The sequence below is a fragment of the Pseudomonas sp. Root71 genome (genome assembly GCF_001429045.1).
GTDB classification, from domain to species: Bacteria; Pseudomonadota; Gammaproteobacteria; order Pseudomonadales; family Pseudomonadaceae; genus Aquipseudomonas; species Aquipseudomonas monachiensis.
Genome location: NZ_LMHY01000025.1, coordinates 129,865 through 152,593, shown reverse-complemented (window position 1 = coordinate 152,593; position 22,729 = coordinate 129,865). Strand labels below are relative to the sequence as shown.

Below are 22,729 nucleotides of genomic sequence, written 5' to 3'. Positions count from 1 at the left end.
ATTTTAAGTGAGCCCCGTCAAAGCGCTGTGCCAGCATCGTGGAATATCGCCACTTTCCTCTCCATCGTTTCCGGGTAGAATGCTCGTTCGCATGCGGCCATGAGGGCTGCACGGGCGACTCACGGGGCCGCCCTCCATCCCTTTAGTGTGGAAGATCCTGCCGATATGTTTGCGCCTTTGTTAAAGAAACTTTTTGGAAGCAAGAACGAGCGTGAAGTCAAGCGCATGCTCAAGACGGTGCAACTCGTCAATGCCTTCGAAGAGCAAATGGTGGCCCTTTCGGACGATCAATTGCGTGCCAAGACAAGCGAGTTCAAGGCCCGCATCGCCAAAGGGGAATCCCTCGACAATCTGCTGCCAGAAGCCTTTGCGGTCGCCCGCGAAGCCGGCAAGCGTGTCATGGGCATGCGCCACTTCGATGTCCAGCTGATCGGCGGCATGACCTTGCATGAAGGCATGATCGCGGAAATGCGTACCGGTGAAGGCAAGACCCTGGTGGCAACACTGGGCGTTTACCTCAACGCGCTGTCCGGCAACGGCGTGCACGTTGTGACGGTGAACGACTACCTGGCCCGCCGTGACGCCAACTGGATGCGCCCGCTGTATGAATTCCTCGGCCTGACGGTCGGCGTTGTCACGCCATTCCAGCCGCCGGAAGAGAAGCGCGCTGCCTACGCCGCCGACATCACCTACGGCACCAACAACGAATTCGGTTTCGATTACCTGCGCGACAACATGGCGTTCAGCATGGAAGAAAAATTCCAGCGCGAACTCAATTTTGCCGTGATCGACGAAGTCGACTCCATCCTCATCGACGAAGCCCGTACGCCGCTGATCATCTCCGGTCAGGCCGAAGACAGCTCCAAGCTGTACATCGAGGTCAACAAGCTGATCCCGCAGCTCAAGCTGCACGTTGAAGAAGTCGAAGGCGAGGTCACCCAGGCCGGTCACTACACCGTCGACGAGAAGACCCGTCAGGTCGAACTCAACGAAGCCGGTCACCAGTACGTCGAAGAAACGCTGACCCGCATCGGCCTGCTGGCTGAAGGCGAGAGCCTGTACTCGGCGCACAACCTGAGCCTGCTGACTCACGTCTACGCCGGCCTGCGCGCGCACAAGCTGTTCCATCGCAACGTCGAATACATCGTGCAGGACGGTCAGGTCGTACTGGTCGACGAGCACACCGGCCGGACCATGCCGGGCCGCCGCTTGTCCGAAGGCCTGCACCAGGCCATCGAAGCCAAGGAAAACCTGAACATCCAGGCCGAAAGCCAGACACTGGCGTCGACCACCTTCCAGAACTACTTCCGTCTGTACAACAAGCTGTCCGGCATGACCGGCACGGCCGACACCGAAGCGTTCGAGTTCCACCAGATCTATGGCCTGCAGGTCATGGTGATTCCACCGAACAAGCCGCTGGCCCGTAAAGACTACAACGACCTGGTGTTCCTGACCGCCGACGAGAAATACGCGGCAATCGTTGCCGACATCAAGGAAAGCATGGCCGCGGGCCGTCCGGTTCTGGTCGGTACCGCCACCATCGAAACCTCCGAGCACATGTCCAGCCTGCTCGTGAAGGAAGGCATCGAACACAAGGTCCTGAACGCCAAGTTCCACGAAAAGGAAGCCGAGATCATTGCCCAGGCCGGTCGTCCGGGCGCACTGACCATCGCCACCAACATGGCCGGTCGTGGTACCGACATCCTGTTGGGCGGTAACTGGGAAGTGGAAGTGGCTTCCCTGGAAAACCCGACCCCTGAGCAGATTGCCCAGATCAAGGCCGACTGGCAGAAGCGTCACCAGCAAGTGCTCGAATCGGGCGGTTTGCAGGTGATTGCCTCTGAGCGTCACGAATCGCGCCGTATCGACAACCAGCTGCGTGGTCGTGCCGGTCGTCAGGGTGACGCCGGTTCCAGCCGTTTCTACCTGTCGCTGGAAGACAGCCTGATGCGCATCTTCGCCTCTGACCGGGTGAAGAACTTCATGAAGGCCCTGGGCATGCAGCCTGGCGAAGCGATCGAGCACCGCATGGTGACCAACGCCATCGAAAAGGCCCAGCGCAAGGTTGAAGGCCGCAACTTCGACATTCGCAAGCAGCTGCTCGAGTTCGACGACGTCAACAACGAACAGCGTAAAGTGATCTATCACATGCGTAACACGTTGCTGGCCGCCGACAACATCGGTGAGACCATCGCTGACTTCCGTCAGGACGTGCTCGACGCCACCGTCAGTGCGCACATTCCTCCGCAGTCGTTGCCTGAACAGTGGGACGTGGCTGGTCTGGAAGCTGCATTGCAGAGCGATTTCGGTGTCACGCTGCCGATCCAGCAATGGCTCGACGAAGACGATCACCTGTACGAAGAAACCCTGCGCGAGAAACTGATGCAGGAACTGATCGCGGCGTACAACGAGAAAGAAGACCAGGCGGGCGCCGAAGCGCTGCGCAGCTTCGAGAAGCAAATCGTTCTGCGCGTGCTGGACGACCTGTGGAAAGACCACCTGTCGACCATGGATCACCTGCGTCACGGTATCCACTTGCGTGGTTATGCCCAGAAGAACCCGAAGCAGGAATACAAGCGCGAGTCGTTTACCCTGTTCTCCGAATTGCTGGATTCGATCAAGCGCGATTCGATCCGTGTGCTGTCCCACGTTCAGGTTCGCCGCGAAGACCCGATCGAAGAAGAGCAGCGTCTGCGTCAGGAAGCCGAGGCATTGGCCGCTCGCATGCAGTTCCTGCATGAAGAGGCGCCAGGCCTTGAACAGCCGGAAGTGTTGGGCGAAGAGGTCGATGTTGCCCTCGCGGCCGCACCGGTTCGCAACGAGCAGAAACTGGGTCGCAACGAGTTGTGCTACTGCGGTTCGGGCAAGAAGTTCAAGCATTGCCACGGGCAGATCCAGTAAAACCCGTTTCAAACGCTGAAATACCCGCGCCGCGACCGGCTTCTGCCGTCGCGGCGTTTTACCATTCGAACCACCGTTCTGCTGAAACGGTGCTGACATCATTTATAAAGGAGCGCATTCATGGCTGTTGGTCTTGGTCCTTTGCCAACGTTGCACCCGGTTGCCGGTTTTGAACTCGGTATCGCCTCGGCCGGCATCAAGCGCCCGGGGCGCAAGGATGTTGTGGTCATGCGCTGTGTTGAAGGCTCCACGGTTGCTGGCGTGTTCACCCTGAACGCCTTTTGCGCCGCGCCGGTGATCCTGGCCAAGCAACGCGTGCAAGGCCCTGTGCGTTACCTGCTGACCAACACCGGCAATGCCAACGCCGGTACCGGCGAGCCAGGCCTGGCCGCCGCCGAGCGCACTTGCGCCAAGCTGGCCGAACTGACCGGTGTCGATGCCAGCCAGGTGCTGCCGTATTCCACCGGTGTGATCGGCGAGCCGTTGCCGGTCGAGAAAATCGAAGGCGCGCTGCAAGCGGCCCTCGACGACCTGTCGATCCATAACTGGGAAGCTGCCGCCACCGGCATCATGACCACCGACACCCTGCCAAAAGGTGCCAGTCGTCAGTTCCAGCACGACGGCGTGACCATCACCGTAACCGGCATCAGCAAAGGCGCCGGCATGATTCGCCCGAACATGGCGACCATGCTCGGCTACATCGCCACCGACGCCAAAGTCTCCCGCGATGTGCTGCAAAACCTGATGCTCGATGGCGCCAACAAGTCGTTCAACCGTATCACCATCGATGGCGATACCTCGACCAACGACTGCTGCATGCTGATTGCCACCGGTCAGGCGGCACTGCCGGAAATCACCCGTGCCGAAGGCGAACTGTTCGCCAAGCTCAAGCAAGCGGTGTTCGAAGTGTGCATGGACGTGGCCCAGGCCATCGTTCGCGACGGTGAAGGCGCGACCAAGTTCGTCACTGTTGAAGTCAACGGCGGCGGCAATCACCAGGAGTGCCTGGACGTCGGTTACACCGTGGCTCATTCGCCGCTGATCAAGACCGCGTTGTTCGCTTCCGACCCGAACTGGGGCCGTATCCTGGCGGCTGTAGGCCGTGCCGGAGTGCCGAACCTGGACGTGAGCAAGATCGACGTGTTCCTCGGCGACGTGTGCATCGCCAGCCGTGGCGCGCGCGCGGCGACCTACACCGAAGCCCAGGGCGCGGCGGTGATGCAGCAGGAAGAAATCACCATCCGTATCGAGTTGGGTCGTGGCGATTGCAGCGAAACCATCTGGACCACCGACCTGTCCCACGAATACGTGAAGATCAACGCCGAGTACCGTACTTAATACACGGTTCAAGACCGAGTCGTCCCATTCGCGAGCAAGCCCGCTCCCACAAGAGATCTTCAGTGAACACAAAGTGTGCGTACTGCCCGATCAACTGTGGGAGCGGGCTTGCTCGCGAAGGCTGACGACCAGACGCTAGATATTCTGGCTTGTTACCCTGACGAGAAGGCACCCCGAACATGAGCCTGCACCTGATCATCGGCGACAAACTGCATTCCTCCTGGTCCCTGCGTGGCGCCCTGGCCCTCGATCTGACTGGCGCTTCCTACACCGAAGAACTGATCAAGCTGAACCAGCCGGACACCCGTGAGCGTCTGCTCAAGCATTCGCCAACCTGTAAAGTCCCGCTGCTGAAAACCGGACACGGCACCATCGCCGACTCCCTGGCGATTGCCGAATACCTGGCAGAACAATTTCCCGACGCGAACCTGTGGCCCAAAGACATTGCCGCCCGTGCCCAGGCGCGTTCGGCGTGCGCGCAGATGCACAGTGGCTTTTTCGCCATGCGCGGCAACATGCCGTTCGACCTGAGCCATGACGCAGCGCTATCGCCGGTCCCGGCCGATGTCCAGGCGGACATCGAACGCATGTCTGCGTTGTGGGCCGAGTGTCGTGCCGCTGCGACCGAGAGCGGTCCGTACCTGTTTGGCCGCATCACGTTGACCGATGCGTTTTTTGCACCCATCGCCGTGCGCCTGCGCACCTATCGGGTGAAACTGTCCGCGGCTGACGAAGCCTATGTTGAAACCCTCTACCAATGGCCAGCGTTCAAGGCCTGGCAGAAGGCCGGACTGGAGGAGTCGTAAAGGTGAAACGAGTCCATGTCGCCGCCGCCGTCATCCGTGATGGCAGTGGCCAAATTCTGATCGCCCGTCGTGCGGATTCACAGCACCAGGGTGGCTTGTGGGAATTTCCCGGGGGCAAGGTCGAGGCCGACGAGTCGGTCGAAACCGCACTGGCCCGCGAACTTCATGAGGAACTGGGCATCGTGGTCGGCGCGGCGCGCCCGCTCATTCAGGTCCGGCACGATTACCCGGACAAGCAGGTGTTGCTGGATGTCTGGGAAGTCTCGGCGTTTACCGGCGAGCCCCACGGCGCCGAAGGCCAACCGCTGGCCTGGGTGTCGCCCCGGGATCTGTCGGATTACGAGTTTCCGGCGGCCAATCAGCCGATCGTCGCGGCCGCGAAATTGCCCGCTCAGTACCTGATTACCCCGGAAGACCTGGAAACCCCGGCGTTGCTGCGCGGCATCCAGAAGGCCATTGCTGGCGGCATCAAGCTGATCCAGTTGCGCGCACCGAACGGTTACGACCCGAAATACCGGGACCTGGCCGTGGATGCGGTGGGGCTGTGTGCCGGCAAGGCGCAATTGATGATCAAGGGGCCGTTCGAATGGCTGGGCGACTTCCCGTCCGCCGGTTGGCACATTACCTCGGCGCAGCTGCGCAAATACGCAGCGGCTGGCCGACCGCTACCGGCATCGCGCTGGCTGGCGGCGTCGTGCCATAACGCTGAAGAGCTGGCGCTGGCCGAGCAGATGGGGGTGGACTTCGTGACCCTGTCGCCGGTACAGCCGACCCAGACTCACCCTGGCGCCGAGCCGTTGGGTTGGGAGCAGGCGTCGAGCTTGATCGAGGGCTTCAGCAAGCCGGTGTTCCTGCTTGGTGGGGTTGGCCCGGCTGAGGTCGAGAAAGCCTGGGCGACGGGTGCGCAGGGTGTGGCGGGAATACGGGCGTTTTGGCCTGATTCCGAGTGATGCAAATGGCCTCATCGCGAGCAAGCTCGCTCCCACAGTGGATTTGCGGCGATCACAAAACCTGTGGGAGCGAGCTTGCTCGCGATGAGGGCTTGGCAGGCGCCGGCTAAACCTCAGGTTTCGCCGCAGGCTGCCAAAGAATCTCCGCCACTCCCTGACGCTTGGCAATCAGCCGCGCCATCACAAACAACAAATCCGACAACCGATTGATGTACGCCAGGCCAACTCCGGCCAACGGCTCAATCGCATTGAGCTGCTGACAGCGCCGCTCTGCGCTGCGCGCCAGGCTACGGCAGACATGAGCCTGGGCAATCAGCGTCGAGCCACCGGGCAAGATGAAGTTTTCCAGGGGCCCCAACTCTTCATTCCACACATCGATCGCCGCTTCCAGTCGTTCGATTTCTGCTGCATTCAACGCCTGGTACACCGGCATCGCCAGTTCGCCACCCAGATCAAATAACCGATGCTGGCAGGGGGCCAATACCTCGATCACTTCGTTCAAGCCTGGAAACTCACCCGTTTGCGCCGCCAGCCCGGCCAGCAACACGCCCACCTGACTGTTCAGCGTATCGACTTCGCCAATGGCCTCGATCCGCGGGTGATCCTTGGGTACGCGACGACCGTCGCCCAGCCCGGTCTCGCCTTTGTCGCCAGTGCGGGTGTAAATCTTCGACAAACGAAAGCCCATGGTTACCTCGATAGCAGATTGAGTTCTTGCGAGACAGGTGGGGTACTCGCCAGGGGCAGGCGCAAGGTGAAGCAGGTGCCTTGGCCAAGAGTCGATTGCACTTCCATCTGCCCCTTGTGGTTATTGGTGATGATGAAGTACGACACCGACAGGCCAAGCCCGGTGCCCTGGCCGATTTCCTTGGTGGTGAAGAACGGCTCGAAGGTCCGTTTGCGCACGTTTTCGCTCATGCCGATCCCGTTGTCCTCGACCTGGATTTCCGCCCATGGCGGATTCAGTCTGGTGCGTAGGATGATCCGCCCCGGTTCGCTGTCGTCTTCGCGCTGATGGATGGCTTGTGCAGCATTCTTCAACAGGTTGAGCAGCACTTGCTCCAGTTCGTTGGCGGTGCCGGGGACCGGTCCCAGGGCCGGATCGAACTGGCGAATGATGGCCTGGCCCTTGAAGTCGAAGCCGATCGCCAGGTCGAAGTCGTTACCGGCGATCTCCACCGCCTGGTCGATCAGGGCAGGCAGATCGCACGGGGCCATCTGGCGGGTGCTGCGACGGCTGAAGCTGAGCATGTGGGTGACGATTTTCGCCGCCCGGGCACCGGCCTGCTGGATGCCGTCGAGTAACTGTGGCACTTCGCGGATTTTCAGGTACTGGTTGACCGTCGCCAGTTCGATGCCGGCCTGTTCGGCCACTTCGAGGTTCTTCGGCAAATCGGACGACAGGCGTCGGCGAATGTTTTGCACGTTGTGCAGGATTGCGCCCAGCGGGTTGTTGATCTCGTGGGCCATGCCGGCGGCCAGGCCACCCACCGACAGCATTTTCTCCGACTGCACCATCATCTCTTCCAGGGACAGGCGCTGGGTGATGTCGTCGATCCGGATCACCACGCCACGCCCGGCACCGCCCATCAACGGATAGAAAGTCAGGGCGTAGTGGCGGGGCTCGTCATCCTTGAGCCAGGTGACACGCTCGATCTTGGCCACCGTATGCTGCTCGACCGTTTGCTTGAGTTGCGGCAGGAACGGCTTGAGCGGTTCGAAGGCGAGGAAGATAGGCTGGTTCAGGGCTTCATCGAGGCGCGTGCCGGACAGGGCGCTGGCCTCCTGGTTCCATTGCGTCACGTAGAGTTGTTCGTCGAGGGCGATCAGCGCCGATGGCATGGAGTCGATGATGCTGTTGAGGTAGTTCTGGAAACCGGTGAGCTTTTTCTCGATCTTGCTGCGCACCTGGACTTCGAGCTCCAGTTTGCGGTTGGTATGGCGGGTTTCTTCCGCCAGACCCTGGGCCTGGTCATAGGCTGCCTGGGAGTCGTCCCTGGCCCGCTTGAGTTGCTGCTCCCTGGCCTCGATCCGCGAGAGCATGGTGTTGAACGCTTCGGCGAGGCTGCCGATTTCATCGTGGTTTCCGCGCGAAGCACGCAGTGCGTAGTTCTCTTCGCGGGTGACCTGCCGGGACAACTCTTCGAGCTGGTGGATCGGCCGGGTAATCAGGCGCTTGATCTGGCGGGCAATGATCAGCCACAGCAATACGCTGAAGATCAGAATCCCCAGGCTGGCCGTCAGGGTCCCGGTGTAGAACGCCACTGGCAGTTCGCTCGAAGCTACCAACAGCAGGTGTCCTGGTGCCGCGCCAGTGCGGGGCAGGGGGATGACTTGGTTGGTACGAAACTCGGTGGCCTGCCAGTCTTCGATATGCCGGAAACGCTTCGGTAGCTCCAGGTTGTCGCCATGCTGCAATTGCGCCAGTCGCTCACCCTTTCCGTCATACAGGGCTGCCGCGCGCAAGGGCGAATAGCTGTTGAGTTCATTCAGCAGGCGCTCGGCGCTTTGGGGGGACGCCAGGGCTTCGGAGGCCAGGCTCGGGTTGGATACCAGCCGGCCGATGGTCTGCAGGGCCTGGGGCGCCATGCTTTCCTGGGAGATGTAGTAGGCGGCGCTGATAAAGGTCAGGTTGGCAACCAGCAGGACGGTGACCATCAGTACCAGCAGGGCGGCCAGCAGTTTCTGGCCGACGGGCAGGTTTTCAAGGCGCTGGCGCAATGGCATCGGATTCATCGCAGACAAGGAACAAGTGGCCAGCGTAGCCGCTGCTCAGTCGCTGGGCAATCCAAGGCGTTGCAGGCGAGCGATCAACCTTGCCTCAAGTTGATTGAGGTGAGGCAGGTTCAGTTGATGGCGCCCGGCCACTTTGCAGGCATAACCGAGCAGGTAGCTGATTTCCGTGCGGCGCTGGCTCGTGACGTCCTGATGCATCGAGGAGTAGTTGGCGGCGGTGGCGTGAATCACCCGTTCGACTTCCTGCTGCAGGTTTTCGGCCGCTGCCGGCTGACCACAACGCTCGAGCAACTCCACCAGTTCACCGCACAGGGTGGCGACCTCACATTGATGTTGCTGCAAACCGCCATTACGGCAATCGTGTAGCACCGTCAGCGGATTGATCGCACAGTTGAGGGCGAGTTTGCGCCACAGCCGGGTCAGGATCTCGGTGCTCCACTCGTGGGGGATGCCGGCAGCGCTCAGGTCATCGAGCCAGATCGGTGCCACCGGATGGCTCGCATCCCCCAGCCAGGTGAAGCCATGTCCGGCAAACACCACGCGCCAATCACCATCGCGGAAGGCGCCTTCGGTGCTCGAGGCATAGATGCAGCGTGCCTGGGGAACCTGGGCGGCGACCGCGTCCTGGCTGCCCAGGCCATTTTGCAGCAGGATCAGTTCGGCGCCTGGGGCCAGGCGTGGCGCCAATCGAGCCACCGCACTTTCGGTATCGTAGGCTTTACACGCCACCAGCAGGCGGTGGATCGGTTGGGGGTTGTCGGCTGTCTCTGCGGGCACGGCATAGTGTTGCGCCTCGCCGTGTTCCACCAGTGTCAATCCACCGGCCACCTCATAGGCCTGCAGTCTCGTGGTGTCCCGCAGGATCAGCCGGACCGGCATTCCAGCCCGTGTCAGGCGTGTCGCCCATAAAGTGCCGAGGCTGCCGGCGCCCAGTACATGCCAGGTGGTGGACATCAGCTTTTTGCTCTGTTTAAGGCGTGCATCGGCAGCTCGCAGTGAATGATGGGAAAGACCCGTTATAATCAGCGCGGATTTTAACCGCAAGCCAGGCGTGCTCCATCAGTGCGCCTTTAATTTTGGAGAGATTACATGCCGTCGTTCGACGTGGTATCCGAACTGGACAAACACGAAGTCACCAACGCGGTCGAGAACGCCGTCAAGGAACTCGATCGTCGTTATGACCTGAAAGGCAAAGGCAGCTTCGAGTTCAAGGAAAAAGACCTCACCGTCAACCTGACCGCCGAAGCGGATTTTCAGCTCGAAGCGATGATTGAGATCCTCAAGCTGGCGCTGGTCAAGCGCAAAATCGACGTGCAGTGCCTTGAAGTCAAGGACGCGTTCGCGTCGGGCAAGCTGATGAAGCAGGAAGCCGTCCTCAAGGAAGGCATTGACAAGGAGCTGGCGAAGAAAATCGTCGCTCATGTCAAAGACGCCAAGCTCAAGGTTCAGGCGGCCATTCAGGGTGAGCAGGTTCGCATCACCGGCAAAAAGCGTGATGACCTGCAAGAAGCCATTGCAGCGCTGCGGGCCAAGGAATTCGGTATGCCGCTGCAGTTCAACAACTTCCGCGACTGAGCCTCGAAGCGGGAACCTCTTGGCGTTTGCGACGTCGGAGGCCAAGCAGCGGCAGAAACGATTGAGCCCGTCGCGGTTCGGTCTTTCTGCCGCTTTTTTTACGCATGCCGGGTAGCCGGAAAACAGGAGAGTGTAGATGGACTTAAATGCCGAGGTAGACAATCTGGTCAAGGTATCCCAAACCTGGATCCCGATGATCATGGAGTACGGCAGCCGTGTACTGCTGGCGGTTATCACCCTGGCCATCGGCTGGTGGTTGATCAACAAGGTCACGAAAAAGCTCGGCGGCCTGATTGCATTGCGTAATGCCGATCTGGCGCTGCAAGGCTTTATCAGCAGCCTGGCGAATATCATTCTCAAGATTCTGCTGATCGTCAGCGTGGCCTCGATGATCGGTGTGGAAACCACTTCGTTTGTGGCAGCGATTGGTGCGGCAGGCCTGGCCATTGGCCTGGCCTTGCAGGGCAGCCTGGCGAACTTCGCCGGTGGCGTGCTGATTTTGCTGTTCCGTCCGTTTCGCATCGGTGACTGGATCGAGGCTCAGGGTATCGCCGGTACTGTCGACAGCATCCAGATTTTCCATACCGTGCTGCGTACTGGTGACAACAAGACCATCATCGTACCTAACGGCAATCTGTCGAATGGCATCATCACCAACACAAACCGTCAGCCGACCCGCAAGGTCGTGTTTGATGTAGGCGTTGATTATGAAGCGGACCTGCAGAAAGCCCGTGAAGTTTTGCTGGAATTGGCCAAGGACCCGCGAGTATTGGCAGATCCGGAACCACAGGCCGTTGTTTCTACCCTGGGTGACAGTGCGATCACACTTTCGCTTCGTGTCTGGGTAAAGACTGCCGATTACTGGGACGTGATGTTCATGTTCAACGAACTATCCCGGGATCGTCTGCGAGAGGCCGGTATCGATATTCCATTTCCACAGCGGGTTATTCGTGTGGTTCAGGAATCTGCGGTGCAGTGACCGGTCTTGCCATACACGGCTGACTTTTCGGTCAGGCATGGATAGCGATTGTTCAATAATTGAACAGTTTGCATAGACAACAAAAAAGGCCCATCCGAAGATGGGCCTTTTTTTTGTTACCGCAAACTAACTGGATGCGATTACAAAACCGACAGCGGGTAGTCGACGATGAAACGGAACTCTTTCACGTCGCCTTCACCTTCGTCAGCGTTAGCGAAGTGCCATGCTTGACGAATACGGAAGGACAGGTCTTTTGCCGGGCCAGTCTGAACAACGTACTTGGCTTCGAAGTTGGTCTCGTTGTGCTTGCCGTCTGCACCATACAGGCCTTCGTAAGCGCTGCCTGCTGGAGTTTTGGTGCCGTCGATGTCCCAGCCTTTAACGTAACGGGTCATGAAGCTCAGACCTGGAACGCCGTACTCAGCCATTTTCAGGTCGTAACGAACCTGGGCAGACTTCTCGCCAGGGGCGTTGAAGTCAGAGTACTGGATGGAGTTGGCGAGGAAGATCGAGTCGCCGCCGCGGTTGTTCTTGCCCACGCCGATGTAGTCGAACGGAGTGTCACCGTTAACCTTCTGGAAGGCCAGGGTGATGGTGTGTGCTTTCATGAACGAGAAAGCTGCTGCCAGGGAGTAAGCGGTGTTGCTGATCTCGCCCGCTTTGGCGTCACCGGTATCTTTGGTGTTGTAGATGTTACCGTCCAGGTTCAGCGACTCATCGCCACCCAGCGGAATGGTGTAGTTCAGGTTGGCGTAGTACTGGTTCCAGATGTCTTCCAGCTTGGCGCCATACAGCGATGCCGACAGGTTGTCGGTGATGCCGTATTTACCACCGAAATAGTCGATGCTGTTGGCTTCTACGCCAGCGTAGGTTGCATACAGGCCACCGTCACGGGCGTTGCGGTCCTGGCTGGTCGCCGAGTAGAAGTGACCGGCTTCGAGGTCAAGGTCTTTGACTTCGCTGCTCTGCAGCTGGATGCCGCTGGCAGTTTGAGGAAGGATGCGGGAACCGCCAACTGCAAACACTGGAGCAGTGCTTGGCTGCATGTCGCCGACTTTCAGCTCGGTCTTGGATACGCGGAATTTAACTGCGCCGCCTGCTTTGCCCTGGCTGTCATTGACTTCGCCATCGGCGTCGCGGCTCATGTTGCCGGTGCCGCCGGTGCCATCACCGCCGTCCAGTTTGATTGCCAGGTAGCCGAATGCATCAACACCAACACCGATCAGGCCTTGGGTGTAACCGGAGCTGAAATTGCCCCAGATGCCTTGGGTCCAGTCTTTCTGGTCGTTGGCGCCATCTTTGTTATCACGGTTGAAGTAGTAGTTGCGAACCAGCAAGTTCAGCGTGCTGTCTTCAACAATACCTTTGGCTTCAGCCTGGTCACTTACGAAAGGGGCGGCCGTAGCCAATTGGGTACTGGCGGCTGCTGCAACTGCCAGTGCGATCATGCTCCACTTCATCACGCGCATCGTGATTTGCTCCTTTGGTTTTAGAAGAGTACTGCCGTCCCACCTGATTTATTATCTGGGCGGCTCTTTCTTTTTGTGTCGGCGCAAACTTATATCACGCCGACAATGTTGGCGATACTTGCGCATCTAACCTTTCGCCTTCTTTACGACCCTGTCGCAAACAGCATGGTAGATGTCGCAAATTTCCAGCTCCGACGCAACAGGGCGGACAACTTTAATGCTGTTTTCTGCGCCTTGTCGTCGCTAAAAAGAGTCCTGGTGAAACGTTTGAATCTCCATCGGGCTACCTTGCCACTATTTTTTTTGCCTGAGGGGCTCCGCTTCCCGCGGGTGCCACTCGGGTGATATTGGGTATGAATGCAACAAGCGTGCACAAAATCGTGTTTTGTTACGCTTTTTTTCTAATTGACTGCCAAGTGCTGTAAAAACCTCATGAAACCGGGGGGTTCAAGCGCTTTCGGTTTGGGCTTGACGCCTTGCCTTACATCATGTTGCACCCTTCTGGTCGACAGCCTGGCAACCGGAAATGTTACCGGTTCACCCCGCCACTGAGTAAATGGCGGATGTCGAAGCACCCAGCGTAGACCCACTGTGCGGTTTTGGTGCAAAAAATTTTAGCCTTGTATTGAATTCACCTCTTTCGAGCCCTTGGCTGAAGCGAACTTTTCCTTGTTGCTCAGTCATTTCGGCGTGTTTTGCCTGTCGTTCGGTTCTGTAATGGTGCACGGTGGAAAAAATAGTCCTGTCCGGGGGCGGCTATCAGTTTTTGCTGGCGCTCGTGGCCTCGAGGCAAGGTTCGCCGTGAAGCCTGCGTCGTTCGCAGGTATGCTGCCATCCGGTCGCTTGGTGCGCTGTCCCGTCAGGATGGGCGCTAAGCTGAAAAATGATGCCCCGGCGGGAGTACGCGCAGTGTTCGCTTTAGATCCACGACTTCAACAAGACACGTTACCGATCGGGGACTTTCCGCTCTGCCGGTTGTTGCTGTCCAACGATTCGAACTATCCCTGGTTCATCCTGGTACCTCGTCGTGAGGCTATCAGCGAGATATTTCAGTTGGATGTCGCAGACCAGCAACAGCTTTGGCAGGAAACCACTGCGCTGTCGCAAGGACTCAAGGACGCGTTCGATGCGGACAAGTTGAATGTGGCGGCGCTGGGCAATGTCGTCAGTCAGTTGCACATGCATGTAATCGTGCGCAAGCGCGAAGATGCCGCCTGGCCGGCGCCGGTTTGGGGTAAACATCCGGCAAAACCTTACGGTTCGGAGCAGATCGCCGCGATTCGCGAGCGTTTGCGCTTGATTTTGACCGATGATTTTACGTTTCTGGAGGGCTGAATCATGAGCCTGGAAGAACGCGTTACCGAGCTTGAAAGCCGTCTGGCGTTTCAGGATGACACCATCCAGGCGTTGAACGATGTGCTGGTGGCGCAGCAGCGGGTGGTGGAGCGCCTGCAGTTGCAAATGGCCGCGCTGCTCAAGCGACAGGAGGAAATGGTCGGGCAGTTCGAGTCATTTGAAGAAGAAGCGCCTCCGCCGCACTATTAAGCAAGTCACAGGCATGAAAAAACCGCGGACAGCTCGGCTGTGCGCGGTTTTTTTTAGCCTTGAGTCAGCGGCGCGGCAGTGCGGCGATCACATCTTCGGCTTGCAGGCCTTTGTCACGATTCATGACGGAGAACTCCACGCGCTGGCCTTCGACCAGGACACGGTGGCCTTCACCGCGAATGGCCCGGAAGTGGACGAAGATATCGTCGCCGGAGTCGCGGGAGATGAAGCCGAAGCCTTTGGATGTGTTGAACCACTTGACGGTGCCGGTATCACGGTTGCTCATGTCGTAGCTTGGCGAGGCAGCGGCTGGTGACGACTTGTAAAAGCTGATGCCGAGGTGCAGGGCAACGGCGATCAGGGTTGCGACCAGGCTGAACAGTACGGCGGGTTGACCGGCGATGACGGGCATCGGTGCGATCAGCGTCAGGGTTTGCAGGACCACGCTCAGCACCAGCAGGGCGCTGACCAGGTTTTGCAGTTGGTGACGCGGGCCTTTGTTCCAGTAAGGGATGACTGGTGCAAGCGTAAGGTTGAGCAGGCCGAAAAAGGCCAGGTACAGTGCGTCGGGTTGTTGCAGGTAAGGTAAGGCTTCGGATTGCAGGCTAGGGATGAAGGACAGCAGCAAGGCCGCTGCGCCTATCAACAGATGGACGATTTTCAACATTTTGATTAACTCACGTTAAGACAGCTCACAAGGAAGAGCTGATGGCGCACGGTTCGCTTCAAGATAATAAAGAGGCGTTGGACACGTACCCGGTATCAGCCTATGCGCCGTGCCCGGAAAAAATAGGCACTGGCAACACACTGTCTATTTAACAGCAAAGCCGCAGGCTACTCAAATCAGGGCGTCCGGCGGCTCTTTTCGGGGTGAATTGACGCAGGTTGCCCCAAGTTACGGGGTAGCGGTACCTTCCTGCGACCGACTTGCTGACCTCGCGGATGCCGGTGCATGAAAAGCGGCGTGGATGCTCCGCGATCTTCTTTGCTGCACCATTCCATAGGGTGTTTCTGAAGGGCGCATCGCTTCGTTGCGTGGGAAAATGTCTGGAGTAGGACGCTCTCCAGGGTCTGCCAAAAGTTGTTGGCTTATCCTACGTCGAGGGTCATAAAGTCGGCTGGAAAATACCTTTGCACCTGAGTTTTTATAAGTCGACACACAGTTGCGCTTTAAAGAAACCAGATGGCAAAGGAGTGTCAGCGTTATGGTTTATGAAAGGCAAGAAGAGGGGCGATACGGTTCGCACAAGGATGTAAGGGTTGATCCGTTTGTTCGCGAGTTCGATATGGGGCTGGCCCAGCCCTTCTCCCGCTCCGTACGATTGAATGGCTTCGCCACCTGTTTGCGGCTCGAGCAGGTTTATTGGGATATTTTGGGGGCGATGGCCCGGGTCAATGGTTGCTCGGTCAATAACCTGTTGTCTCATGTGGATCGCGAAGTTCACTTGCGTCATGGCGGGGTAAGGAACTTCAGTGGATTGGTGCGGGTTGTCTGCGTCGTACACAGTCTCAAGGAAGGGGGGGGCATCGCCATGGCCTAGTCTGGACGGCGAAAACAGCAGAGTGTCGGTCCGTGCAGTCTTACGGCTGCACAGGCCGCATTTAATGGATATAATCCCGCTCTTTGCCGCAAAACCCTGCGTGTGCGGTAGCAATCTGATCGCCGAGACAACCTCCATGCCGATGTACGATTATCAATGTGCTTCCTGTGGTCATCAGTTGGAAGCCATTCAAAAGATCAGCGATGCACCGCTGGTCGACTGCCCTGTCTGTCAGGCGCCAGAGCTTAAAAAGTTGCTGTCCATGCCGGGCTTCCGCCTCAGCGGCACGGGTTGGTACGAAACCGATTTCAAGACCGGTTCCAAGAAGAACCTGGCCGGCGGCGACAAAGCTGACTAAGGCCCGGCCCCTGAGTTGTGACCTGAGTTGAACGACACGCGTGGGTTCTTGCATCATCCCATAGTGGATGTGCCCAAGGCCTCCAACCGAATTTCGAATTACGAGAAGTGAAACCACGACCATGATGCGCAGCCATTATTGCGGCCAACTGAACGAAAGCCTGGACGGCCAGGAAATTACCCTTTGCGGATGGGTCCACCGTCGCCGTGACCACGGTGGGGTGATTTTCCTCGATATCCGTGATCGTGATGGTCTGGCCCAGGTCGTGTTCGATCCGGATCGCGCTGAAACCTTCGCTGCTGCCGATCGCGTGCGCAGCGAGTACGTCGTGAAGATCACCGGCAAGGTTCGCCTGCGTCCGGCCGGGGCGACCAACGCCAACATGGCGTCGGGCATGATCGAAGTCCTGGGTTACGAGCTGGAAGTGCTGAACGAATCGGAAACCCCGCCGTTCCCGCTGAACGAGTTCTCCGACGTTGGTGAAGAAACCCGCCTGCGCTATCGCTTCCTCGACCTGCGTCGCCCGGAAATGGCCGAGAAGCTGCGTCTGCGTTCACGCATGACCACCAGCATCCGCCGCTTCCTGGACGAGAACGGCTTCCTCGACGTCGAGACGCCGATCCTGACCCGTGCCACCCCGGAAGGCGCGCGCGACTACCTGGTGCCGAGCCGTACTCACGCAGGTTCATTCTTTGCCTTGCCGCAATCGCCACAGCTGTTCAAACAGCTGCTGATGGTGGCCGGCTTCGACCGTTACTACCAGATCGCCAAGTGCTTCCGTGACGAAGACCTGCGGGCCGACCGCCAGCCGGAATTCACCCAGATCGACATCGAGACCAGCTTCCTCGATGAAAAAGAGATCATGGGCCTGACCGAGCAAATGATCCGCAACCTGTTCAAGGAAGTGCTGGGCCTGGAGTTTGGCGAGTTCCCGCACATGACCTTCGAAGAAGCCATGCGCCGCTACGGTTCCGACAAGCCAGACCTGCGTAACCCGCTGGAACTGGTGGACGTTGCCGATCAGCTCAAGGAAGTCGACTTCAAGGTGTTCAGCGGCCCGGCCAACGACCCGAAATGCCGCATCGCCGCCCTGCGCGTGCCTGGCGGCGCGAGCATGCCGCGCAAGCAGATCGACGACTACACCAAGTTTGTCGGCATCTACGGTGCCAAGGGCCTGGCGTACATCAAGGTCAACGAGCGCGCCAATGGCGTTGACGGTCTGCAATCGCCGATCGTGAAGAACATCCCTGAAGCCAACCTCAACGTGATCCTGGATCGTGTTGGTGCAGTTGATGGCGATATCGTGTTCTTCGGCGCCGACAAGGCCAAGATCGTCAGCGAAGCGTTGGGCGCATTGCGCATCAAGCTCGGCCACGACCTGAGCCTGCTGACCTGCGAATGGGCTCCGATGTGGGTCGTTGACTTCCCGATGTTCGAAGAGAACGACGACGGCAGCTTCAGCGCCTTGCACCACCCGTTCACCGCGCCGAAGTGCTCCCCGGCGGAGCTGGAAGCCAACCCGGCGGGCGCTTTGTCCCGTGCCTACGACATGGTGTTGAACGGCACCGAGCTGGGTGGCGGTTCGATTCGTATCCACCGCAAAGAGATGCAACAAGCGGTCTTCCGCCTGCTGGGCATCAACGAAGTGGAGCAGGAGGAGAAATTCGGCTTCCTGCTCGACGCCCTGAAGTACGGCGCGCCGCCGCACGGTGGCCTGGCCTTCGGTCTGGACCGTCTGGTGATGCTGATGACCGGCGCCCAGTCGATCCGTGAAGTGATCGCCTTCCCGAAAACCCAGAGCGCGGCAGATGTCATGACTCAGGCACCGGGCCAGGTGGATGCCAAGGCATTGCGCGAATTGCATATTCGTCTGCGCGAAACGCCTAAGGCCGAGTAAGGCTGACCTGAAGGGCGCATCTGTGGATGCGCCCTTTCTGTATAGATAGAGCTGTTCAAGATTTTTGTTTGCCGGCCGGCGCAATGCGGCGTAGCGGGCAATGTTTCAAAGAGAATTCGGAGCGAGTTATGGCAGGTCATTCCAAGTGGGCGAACATCAAGCACCGCAAAGAACGTCAGGATGCCAAAAAAGGCAAGATTTTCACCAAGTGGATTCGTGAGCTGACTGTTGCTGCTCGCCAGGGTGGCGGTGATCCAGGTTCCAATCCGCGTCTGCGCCTGGCGTTGGACAAGGCACTTGGCGCGAATATGAGTCGCGACATCATCGACCGGGCAGTTGCCCGTGGTGCCGGTGCCGCCGATACCGACGACATGGTCGAGCTGACCTACGAAGGTTATGGTCCGGGTGGTGTCGCGGTGATGGTCGAATGCATGACCGACAACCGTAATCGCACTGCAGCCGCTGTTCGTCACGCGTTCAGCAAATGTGGCGGCAACCTGGGGACTGATGGTTCGGTGGCCTATCTGTTCGAGCGCAAGGGGCAGATCTCCTTCGCTGCCGGCGTTGACGAAGACGCACTGATGGAAGCCGCCATGGAAGCCGACGCCGATGACGTGGTGACCAACGAAGACGGTTCGATCGATGTGTTCACCTCGTTTGCCGGGTTCTATTCCGTGCGTAACGCACTGGAAGCGGCGGGTTTCAAAGGTGACGACGCGGAAATCGTCATGTTGCCGACCACCAGCGCCGAACTCGATCTGGAAGGCGCCGAGAAAGTCCTCAAGCTGATCGACATGCTCGAAGACCTGGACGACGTGCAAAACGTCTACTCTAACGCGGAAATTCCGGAGTCGGTGGCCGCGCAGCTCGGTTGAGGCATCGATAAAGATCGCAGTTTTCACCAGCCTCTGTAGGAGCTGGCGAAGCCTGCGATCTTTTGATTTTTGGCTTTTTATTTAAATGATCGCAGCCTTTGGCAGCTCCTACACGGTTATCCTCCGTTAACCGCGATCTCTTTCTGCAGGCGTTATGACTTTAATTCTTGGTATCGACCCCGGTTCGCGCATCACCGGTTACGGTGTGGTTCGTGATACCGGTCGCGGCTGTGAGTACGTCGCCTCCGGTTGTATCCGCACCGGTGCCGGCGAGCTGCATGAGCGACTGCAGATTGTCTATCGCGGGGTGCGGGAGATCATTCAGACGTACCATCCGGTGACCATGGGGATCGAAAAGGTGTTCATGGCCCGTAACGCCGATTCCGCCCTGAAACTGGGGCAGGCCCGTGGCGCAGCGATTGTGGCAGGCGCCGAGGAAAACCTGGAAATTGCCGAGTACTCCGCAACCCAGGTCAAACAAGCGGTGGTTGGCACTGGTGCTGCTAATAAAGAGCAAGTGCAGATGATGGTCATGCACATGCTGAAATTGACCAGCAAACCCCAGATCGATGCCTCGGACGCCCTGGCTATTGCCATCTGCCACGCTCACACCCGTTCCAGTCTGCTGCCCCATGGGCTGGGAGCTGCACGCAGTCGTGGCGGGCGCCTGCGTCTCTGATAGCATCAGCAATCATTTTCATGGAGTGAGGGCGTTCCGCCTGGGTTGTCGGCGATGCTCCCTCGCTCTATCAGTCGCTGGCCAAGAGCTGGCCAACGCTCAAGGATTTGTAACGTGATTGGACGTTTGCGCGGCACCCTGGCTGAGAAGCAGCCTCCTCATCTGATTCTGGATGTAAATGGCCTGGGCTATGAACTTGAAGTGCCCATGACGACCCTTTACCGCTTGCCGTCGGTCGGTGAGCCGCTAACCTTGCATACCCATTTGGTCGTGCGCGAAGACGCACAGTTACTCTATGGTTTTGTCGGCAAGCGTGAGCGCGACTTTTTTCGCGAATTGATCCGCCTCAACGGCGTCGGGCCGAAACTGGCACTGGCGTTGATGTCGAGCCTGGAAGTCGACGAACTGGTTCGTTGCGTACAGTCCCAGGACACTTCGGCGCTGACCAAGGTCCCGGGCGTCGGCAAGAAAACCGCCGAACGCTTGCTGGTGGAACTCAAGGATCGCTTCAAGGCCTGGGAAACCGTACCGGCCATGTTCGCCCTGGTGCCGAACCAGCCGGATGGACCGACCCCGGTGAACACTGCCGAGACTGACGCCGTCAGCGCCTTGATTTCCCTGGGCTACAAACCCCAGGAAGCGAGCAAGGCGGTGTCTGCGATCAAGGAGAAAGATTTGAGCAGTGAAGACATGATCCGCCGCGCCTTGAAGGGAATGATCTAAGTGATTGAAGCTGATCGTCTGATCGCTGCCACGCACAGCCCGCGTGAGCGCGAAGAAGTCCAGGACCGCGCCATTCGCCCGGTCAGCCTGGCCGAATACATTGGCCAGCCGACCGTTCGCGAGCAGATGGAGTTGTTCATTCAGGCCGCTCGCGGTCGTAACGAATCCCTGGATCACACGCTGATCTTCGGGCCGCCCGGCCTGGGCAAGACCACCCTCGCCAACATCATCGCCCAGGAAATGGGGGTGTCGATCAAGAGCACCTCGGGGCCGGTGCTGGAGCGCCCTGGTGACCTGGCGGCGTTGTTGACCAACCTTGAACCTCACGATGTGCTGTTTATCGACGAAATCCATCGCCTGTCGCCCATCGTCGAAGAGGTGCTGTACCCGGCCATGGAGGATTTCCAGCTCGACATCATGATCGGTGAGGGGCCGGCCGCACGTTCGATCAAGCTGGATCTGCCGCCGTTCACCCTGGTTGGCGCAACGACACGGGCGGGGATGCTCACCAACCCGTTGCGTGACCGTTTCGGCATCGTTCAGCGTCTTGAGTTCTACAATACCGCCGACCTGTCGACGATTGTCAGTCGTTCGGCGAGCATCCTCGGTTTGCCGCTGGACCCGGAAGGCGCCTTCGAAATCGCCCGCCGTGCCCGTGGCACGCCGCGCATCGCCAATAGGCTGCTGCGCCGGGTGCGTGATTTCGCCGAAGTTCGCGCCAAGGGGCATATCACCAAGCCGATTGCCGACCTGGCGCTGAACCTGCTGGACGTCGACGAGCGTGGCTTCGATCACCAGGACCGGCGTCTGTTGCTGACCATGATCGAGAAATTCGACGGTGGACCGGTCGGGGTCGACAGCCTGGCCGCAGCCATCAGCGAAGAGCGTCACACCATCGAAGACGTGCTGGAGCCTTACCTGATCCAGCAGGGTTACATCATGCGTACGCCTCGGGGGCGGGTGGTGACGCGGCATGCTTACCTGCATTTCGGTTTAAACATTCCGTCACGATTGGGCGAAATGCCCGTGGTAGACGAGTTTCTCAATGCCGCTGACGATTAATTAACATTGCGTGCTGATTTTTTCGGGCAATGTAGGGTCCCAGGACCGTACTTTCACGAGAAAGCCGCAGAACAATGAAAAACAGTTGCCATGCCGGATTGGCAACCTGAGGAGTAAGCACTAGAGTATGCGCGCGCAAAACGGGCTTGAGCCTTTCGCACATCGTTGTCGCGTTTATTACGAGGACACCGATGCGGGCGGCATCGTGTATTACGTTAATTACCTCAAGTTTATGGAACGGGCTCGAACCGAGCGGCTACGAGATCTGGGCTTTGCCCAATCGCAGCTTGTCGGGGAGGACCTGTTGTTCGTCGTGCATTCCAGCGAAGCGCGCTACCACGCGCCGGCGCGACTGGATGACGAACTGCTGGTAAGCGCCGAGGTAATCGAATTGAACCGTGCCAGCCTGCGCTTCAAACAGCAGGTCAGGCGGGCAACGGATAATGCACTGCTCTGCGAAGGGCAGTTTCTGGTGGCCTGTGTGCGCACTGAAAGTTTGAAACCCCGGGCCATTCCCGAAGCTCTACGAGCGGCCTTTGCCGACGTGAGCGGCGCGGGTACACACTCAAAGCAGGAGATAAAGCGTGGAAGCTAACGTCGTCGACCATTCCTCCATGTGGAGCCTGGTCAGCAATGCCAGTATCGTGGTGCAACTGGTAATGCTGATCCTGGTAGCCGCATCGGTGACCTCGTGGATCATGATCTTTCAGCGCAGCAACCTGCTGCGCGCCGGTCGACGTGCCCTGGAGAGCTTTGAAGAGCGCTTCTGGTCGGGTATCGACCTGTCCAAGCTGTACCGTCAGGCCGGCAGCAATCCGGACCCTGATTCGGGTGTCGAGCAAATCTTCCGTGCCGGTTTCAAGGAATTCTCCCGTCTGCGCCAGCAGTCAGGCGTTGACCCGGAAGCGGTCATGGAAGGTGTGGCCCGTGCCATGCGCGTTGCCATTTCCCGCGAAGAAGAAAAGCTCGAGCAGAGCCTGCCTTTCCTGGCCACCGTTGGTTCCGTCAGCCCGTACATCGGTCTGTTCGGTACCGTCTGGGGGATCATGAACTCCTTCCGTGGCCTGGCCACCGCCCAGCAAGCGACCCTGGCCACTGTGGCCCCGGGTATCGCCGAAGCACTGATCGCCACCGCGATCGGTCTGTTCGCTGCCATTCCAGCCGTTATCGCTTACAACCGTTTTGCTGCTCGCAGCGAAACCCTGCTGGGCCGCTACTACACCTTCGCCGACGAGTTCCAGGCGATCCTGCACCGCAAAGTGCACACCAGCGAAGAATAAGCAGGTAATTTCCAA

22 protein-coding genes are annotated in these 22,729 nt (G+C 58.8%); 17 read left to right on the top strand and 5 right to left on the bottom strand.

The annotated features are described in order from the left end of the window. The first annotated feature begins 165 nt into the window (after window positions 1–165). The 4 genes from secA to ASD95_RS16950 all read left to right on the top strand — a co-directional run bounded on the left by secA (window position 166) and on the right by ASD95_RS16950 (window position 5,995). On the top strand, window positions 166–2,901 hold the full coding sequence (gene secA, locus ASD95_RS16965) for a preprotein translocase subunit SecA (protein ID WP_056726070.1): 2,736 nt from the start codon (window positions 166–168) through the stop codon (window positions 2,899–2,901). 120 nt (window positions 2,902–3,021) lie between these two features. Further along, entirely contained in the window at window positions 3,022–4,239 is a 1,218-nt protein-coding gene (gene argJ, locus ASD95_RS16960; RefSeq protein WP_056726069.1) for a bifunctional glutamate N-acetyltransferase/amino-acid acetyltransferase ArgJ, read from the top strand. 179 nt (window positions 4,240–4,418) lie between these two features. After that, on the top strand, window positions 4,419–5,045 hold the full coding sequence (locus ASD95_RS16955; protein WP_056726068.1) for a glutathione S-transferase family protein: 627 nt from the start codon (window positions 4,419–4,421) through the stop codon (window positions 5,043–5,045). A gap of 2 nt (window positions 5,046–5,047) precedes the next feature. After that, window positions 5,048–5,995: a Nudix family hydrolase gene (locus ASD95_RS16950; RefSeq protein ID WP_056726066.1), complete on the top strand. Its 948-nt coding sequence runs from the start codon at window positions 5,048–5,050 to the stop codon at window positions 5,993–5,995. Window positions 5,996–6,101: 106 nt separating this feature from the next. Here the strand turns inward: ASD95_RS16950 and ASD95_RS16945 are convergent, their stop codons facing one another. From ASD95_RS16945 to ASD95_RS16935, 3 genes are read right to left on the bottom strand one after another with little or no spacing between them, the layout of a single operon-like run. Further along, window positions 6,102–6,683: a cob(I)yrinic acid a,c-diamide adenosyltransferase gene (locus tag ASD95_RS16945; protein WP_056726064.1), complete on the bottom strand. Its 582-nt coding sequence runs from the start codon at window positions 6,681–6,683 to the stop codon at window positions 6,102–6,104. Window positions 6,684–6,685: 2 nt separating this feature from the next. Continuing rightward, complete coding sequence (locus ASD95_RS16940) at window positions 6,686–8,722, bottom strand: sensor histidine kinase (protein ID WP_056726062.1); 2,037 nt, start codon at window positions 8,720–8,722, stop codon at window positions 6,686–6,688. Window positions 8,723–8,767: 45 nt separating this feature from the next. After that, window positions 8,768–9,685 carry a putative 2-dehydropantoate 2-reductase gene (locus ASD95_RS16935; RefSeq protein ID WP_056726060.1) on the bottom strand — a complete coding sequence of 306 codons (918 nt, stop codon included), beginning with the start codon at window positions 9,683–9,685 and terminating at the stop codon, window positions 8,768–8,770. Window positions 9,686–9,820: 135 nt separating this feature from the next. On the opposite strand from ASD95_RS16935, the gene ASD95_RS16930 reads away from it, so the two are divergent. Beyond that, entirely contained in the window at window positions 9,821–10,306 is a 486-nt protein-coding gene (locus ASD95_RS16930; RefSeq protein WP_053155306.1) for a YajQ family cyclic di-GMP-binding protein, read from the top strand. 136 nt (window positions 10,307–10,442) lie between these two features. Then, window positions 10,443–11,285, top strand: a complete 843-nt coding sequence (locus tag ASD95_RS16925) for a mechanosensitive ion channel family protein (protein WP_056726058.1) — start codon at window positions 10,443–10,445, stop codon at window positions 11,283–11,285. Between the two features lie 140 nt (window positions 11,286–11,425). Here ASD95_RS16925 and ASD95_RS16920 read toward each other — a convergent pair whose 3' ends face one another. Next, window positions 11,426–12,754, bottom strand: coding sequence for an OprD family porin (locus tag ASD95_RS16920; RefSeq protein WP_056726055.1), 1,329 nt, complete (start codon window positions 12,752–12,754; stop codon window positions 11,426–11,428). A 909-nt stretch (window positions 12,755–13,663) separates the two neighbouring features. On the opposite strand from ASD95_RS16920, the gene ASD95_RS16915 reads away from it, so the two are divergent. Then, complete coding sequence (locus ASD95_RS16915; RefSeq protein ID WP_056726053.1) at window positions 13,664–14,089, top strand: HIT domain-containing protein; 426 nt, start codon at window positions 13,664–13,666, stop codon at window positions 14,087–14,089. A gap of 3 nt (window positions 14,090–14,092) precedes the next feature. Continuing rightward, on the top strand, window positions 14,093–14,299 hold the full coding sequence (locus ASD95_RS16910) for a SlyX family protein (protein WP_008052459.1): 207 nt from the start codon (window positions 14,093–14,095) through the stop codon (window positions 14,297–14,299). Between the two features lie 64 nt (window positions 14,300–14,363). Here the strand turns inward: ASD95_RS16910 and ASD95_RS30155 are convergent, their stop codons facing one another. Then, window positions 14,364–14,966, bottom strand: coding sequence for a cold-shock protein (locus ASD95_RS30155; protein ID WP_056726050.1), 603 nt, complete (start codon window positions 14,964–14,966; stop codon window positions 14,364–14,366). Between the two features lie 538 nt (window positions 14,967–15,504). Between ASD95_RS30155 and ASD95_RS28765 the strand changes: the two genes are divergently transcribed. The 9 genes from ASD95_RS28765 to tolQ all read left to right on the top strand — a co-directional run bounded on the left by ASD95_RS28765 (window position 15,505) and on the right by tolQ (window position 22,714). Continuing rightward, complete coding sequence (locus tag ASD95_RS28765) at window positions 15,505–15,840, top strand: ribbon-helix-helix domain-containing protein (RefSeq protein ID WP_082562985.1); 336 nt, start codon at window positions 15,505–15,507, stop codon at window positions 15,838–15,840. A 136-nt stretch (window positions 15,841–15,976) separates the two neighbouring features. After that, a complete protein-coding gene (locus ASD95_RS16895; protein WP_056726046.1) occupies window positions 15,977–16,198 on the top strand; it encodes an FmdB family zinc ribbon protein in 222 nt (73 codons plus the stop codon). A gap of 121 nt (window positions 16,199–16,319) precedes the next feature. After that, complete coding sequence (gene aspS / locus ASD95_RS16890) at window positions 16,320–18,095, top strand: aspartate--tRNA ligase (protein ID WP_007977331.1); 1,776 nt, start codon at window positions 16,320–16,322, stop codon at window positions 18,093–18,095. Between the two features lie 128 nt (window positions 18,096–18,223). Next, on the top strand, window positions 18,224–18,970 hold the full coding sequence (locus ASD95_RS16885) for a YebC/PmpR family DNA-binding transcriptional regulator (RefSeq protein WP_056726044.1): 747 nt from the start codon (window positions 18,224–18,226) through the stop codon (window positions 18,968–18,970). 154 nt (window positions 18,971–19,124) lie between these two features. Beyond that, window positions 19,125–19,649: a crossover junction endodeoxyribonuclease RuvC gene (gene ruvC / locus ASD95_RS16880; RefSeq protein ID WP_046042207.1), complete on the top strand. Its 525-nt coding sequence runs from the start codon at window positions 19,125–19,127 to the stop codon at window positions 19,647–19,649. 114 nt (window positions 19,650–19,763) lie between these two features. Then, window positions 19,764–20,372, top strand: coding sequence for a Holliday junction branch migration protein RuvA (gene ruvA, locus ASD95_RS16875; RefSeq protein ID WP_056726042.1), 609 nt, complete (start codon window positions 19,764–19,766; stop codon window positions 20,370–20,372). Then, on the top strand, window positions 20,373–21,434 hold the full coding sequence (gene ruvB, locus ASD95_RS16870; RefSeq protein WP_056726040.1) for a Holliday junction branch migration DNA helicase RuvB: 1,062 nt from the start codon (window positions 20,373–20,375) through the stop codon (window positions 21,432–21,434). It begins immediately after the preceding gene. Window positions 21,435–21,561: 127 nt separating this feature from the next. Next, window positions 21,562–22,029: a tol-pal system-associated acyl-CoA thioesterase gene (ybgC, locus tag ASD95_RS16865; protein ID WP_056726038.1), complete on the top strand. Its 468-nt coding sequence runs from the start codon at window positions 21,562–21,564 to the stop codon at window positions 22,027–22,029. Beyond that, window positions 22,019–22,714 carry a protein TolQ gene (gene tolQ / locus ASD95_RS16860; protein WP_007897030.1) on the top strand — a complete coding sequence of 232 codons (696 nt, stop codon included), beginning with the start codon at window positions 22,019–22,021 and terminating at the stop codon, window positions 22,712–22,714. The genes ybgC and tolQ overlap by 11 nt, the downstream gene beginning before the upstream one ends. The last annotated feature ends 15 nt before the right edge of the window (window positions 22,715–22,729 follow it).

Coding starts and splice junctions, on each gene's coding strand:
- ASD95_RS16895 (WP_056726046.1), top strand. CDS start 15,977: ATGCCGATGTACGATTATCAATGTGCTTCCTGTGGTCATCAGTTGGAA.
- ASD95_RS30155 (WP_056726050.1), bottom strand. CDS start 14,966: ATGTTGAAAATCGTCCATCTGTTGATAGGCGCAGCGGCCTTGCTGCTG.
- ASD95_RS16940 (WP_056726062.1), bottom strand. CDS start 8,722: ATGCCATTGCGCCAGCGCCTTGAAAACCTGCCCGTCGGCCAGAAACTG.
- aspS (WP_007977331.1), top strand. CDS start 16,320: ATGATGCGCAGCCATTATTGCGGCCAACTGAACGAAAGCCTGGACGGC.
- ASD95_RS16885 (WP_056726044.1), top strand. CDS start 18,224: ATGGCAGGTCATTCCAAGTGGGCGAACATCAAGCACCGCAAAGAACGT.
- secA (WP_056726070.1), top strand. CDS start 166: ATGTTTGCGCCTTTGTTAAAGAAACTTTTTGGAAGCAAGAACGAGCGT.
- ASD95_RS16920 (WP_056726055.1), bottom strand. CDS start 12,754: ATGCGCGTGATGAAGTGGAGCATGATCGCACTGGCAGTTGCAGCAGCC.
- ASD95_RS28765 (WP_082562985.1), top strand. CDS start 15,505: ATGGTTTATGAAAGGCAAGAAGAGGGGCGATACGGTTCGCACAAGGAT.
- ruvC (WP_046042207.1), top strand. CDS start 19,125: ATGACTTTAATTCTTGGTATCGACCCCGGTTCGCGCATCACCGGTTAC.
- ASD95_RS16955 (WP_056726068.1), top strand. CDS start 4,419: ATGAGCCTGCACCTGATCATCGGCGACAAACTGCATTCCTCCTGGTCC.
- argJ (WP_056726069.1), top strand. CDS start 3,022: ATGGCTGTTGGTCTTGGTCCTTTGCCAACGTTGCACCCGGTTGCCGGT.
- ASD95_RS16935 (WP_056726060.1), bottom strand. CDS start 9,685: ATGTCCACCACCTGGCATGTACTGGGCGCCGGCAGCCTCGGCACTTTA.
- ybgC (WP_056726038.1), top strand. CDS start 21,562: ATGCGCGCGCAAAACGGGCTTGAGCCTTTCGCACATCGTTGTCGCGTT.
- ASD95_RS16930 (WP_053155306.1), top strand. CDS start 9,821: ATGCCGTCGTTCGACGTGGTATCCGAACTGGACAAACACGAAGTCACC.
- ASD95_RS16910 (WP_008052459.1), top strand. CDS start 14,093: ATGAGCCTGGAAGAACGCGTTACCGAGCTTGAAAGCCGTCTGGCGTTT.
- ASD95_RS16945 (WP_056726064.1), bottom strand. CDS start 6,683: ATGGGCTTTCGTTTGTCGAAGATTTACACCCGCACTGGCGACAAAGGC.
- ASD95_RS16925 (WP_056726058.1), top strand. CDS start 10,443: ATGGACTTAAATGCCGAGGTAGACAATCTGGTCAAGGTATCCCAAACC.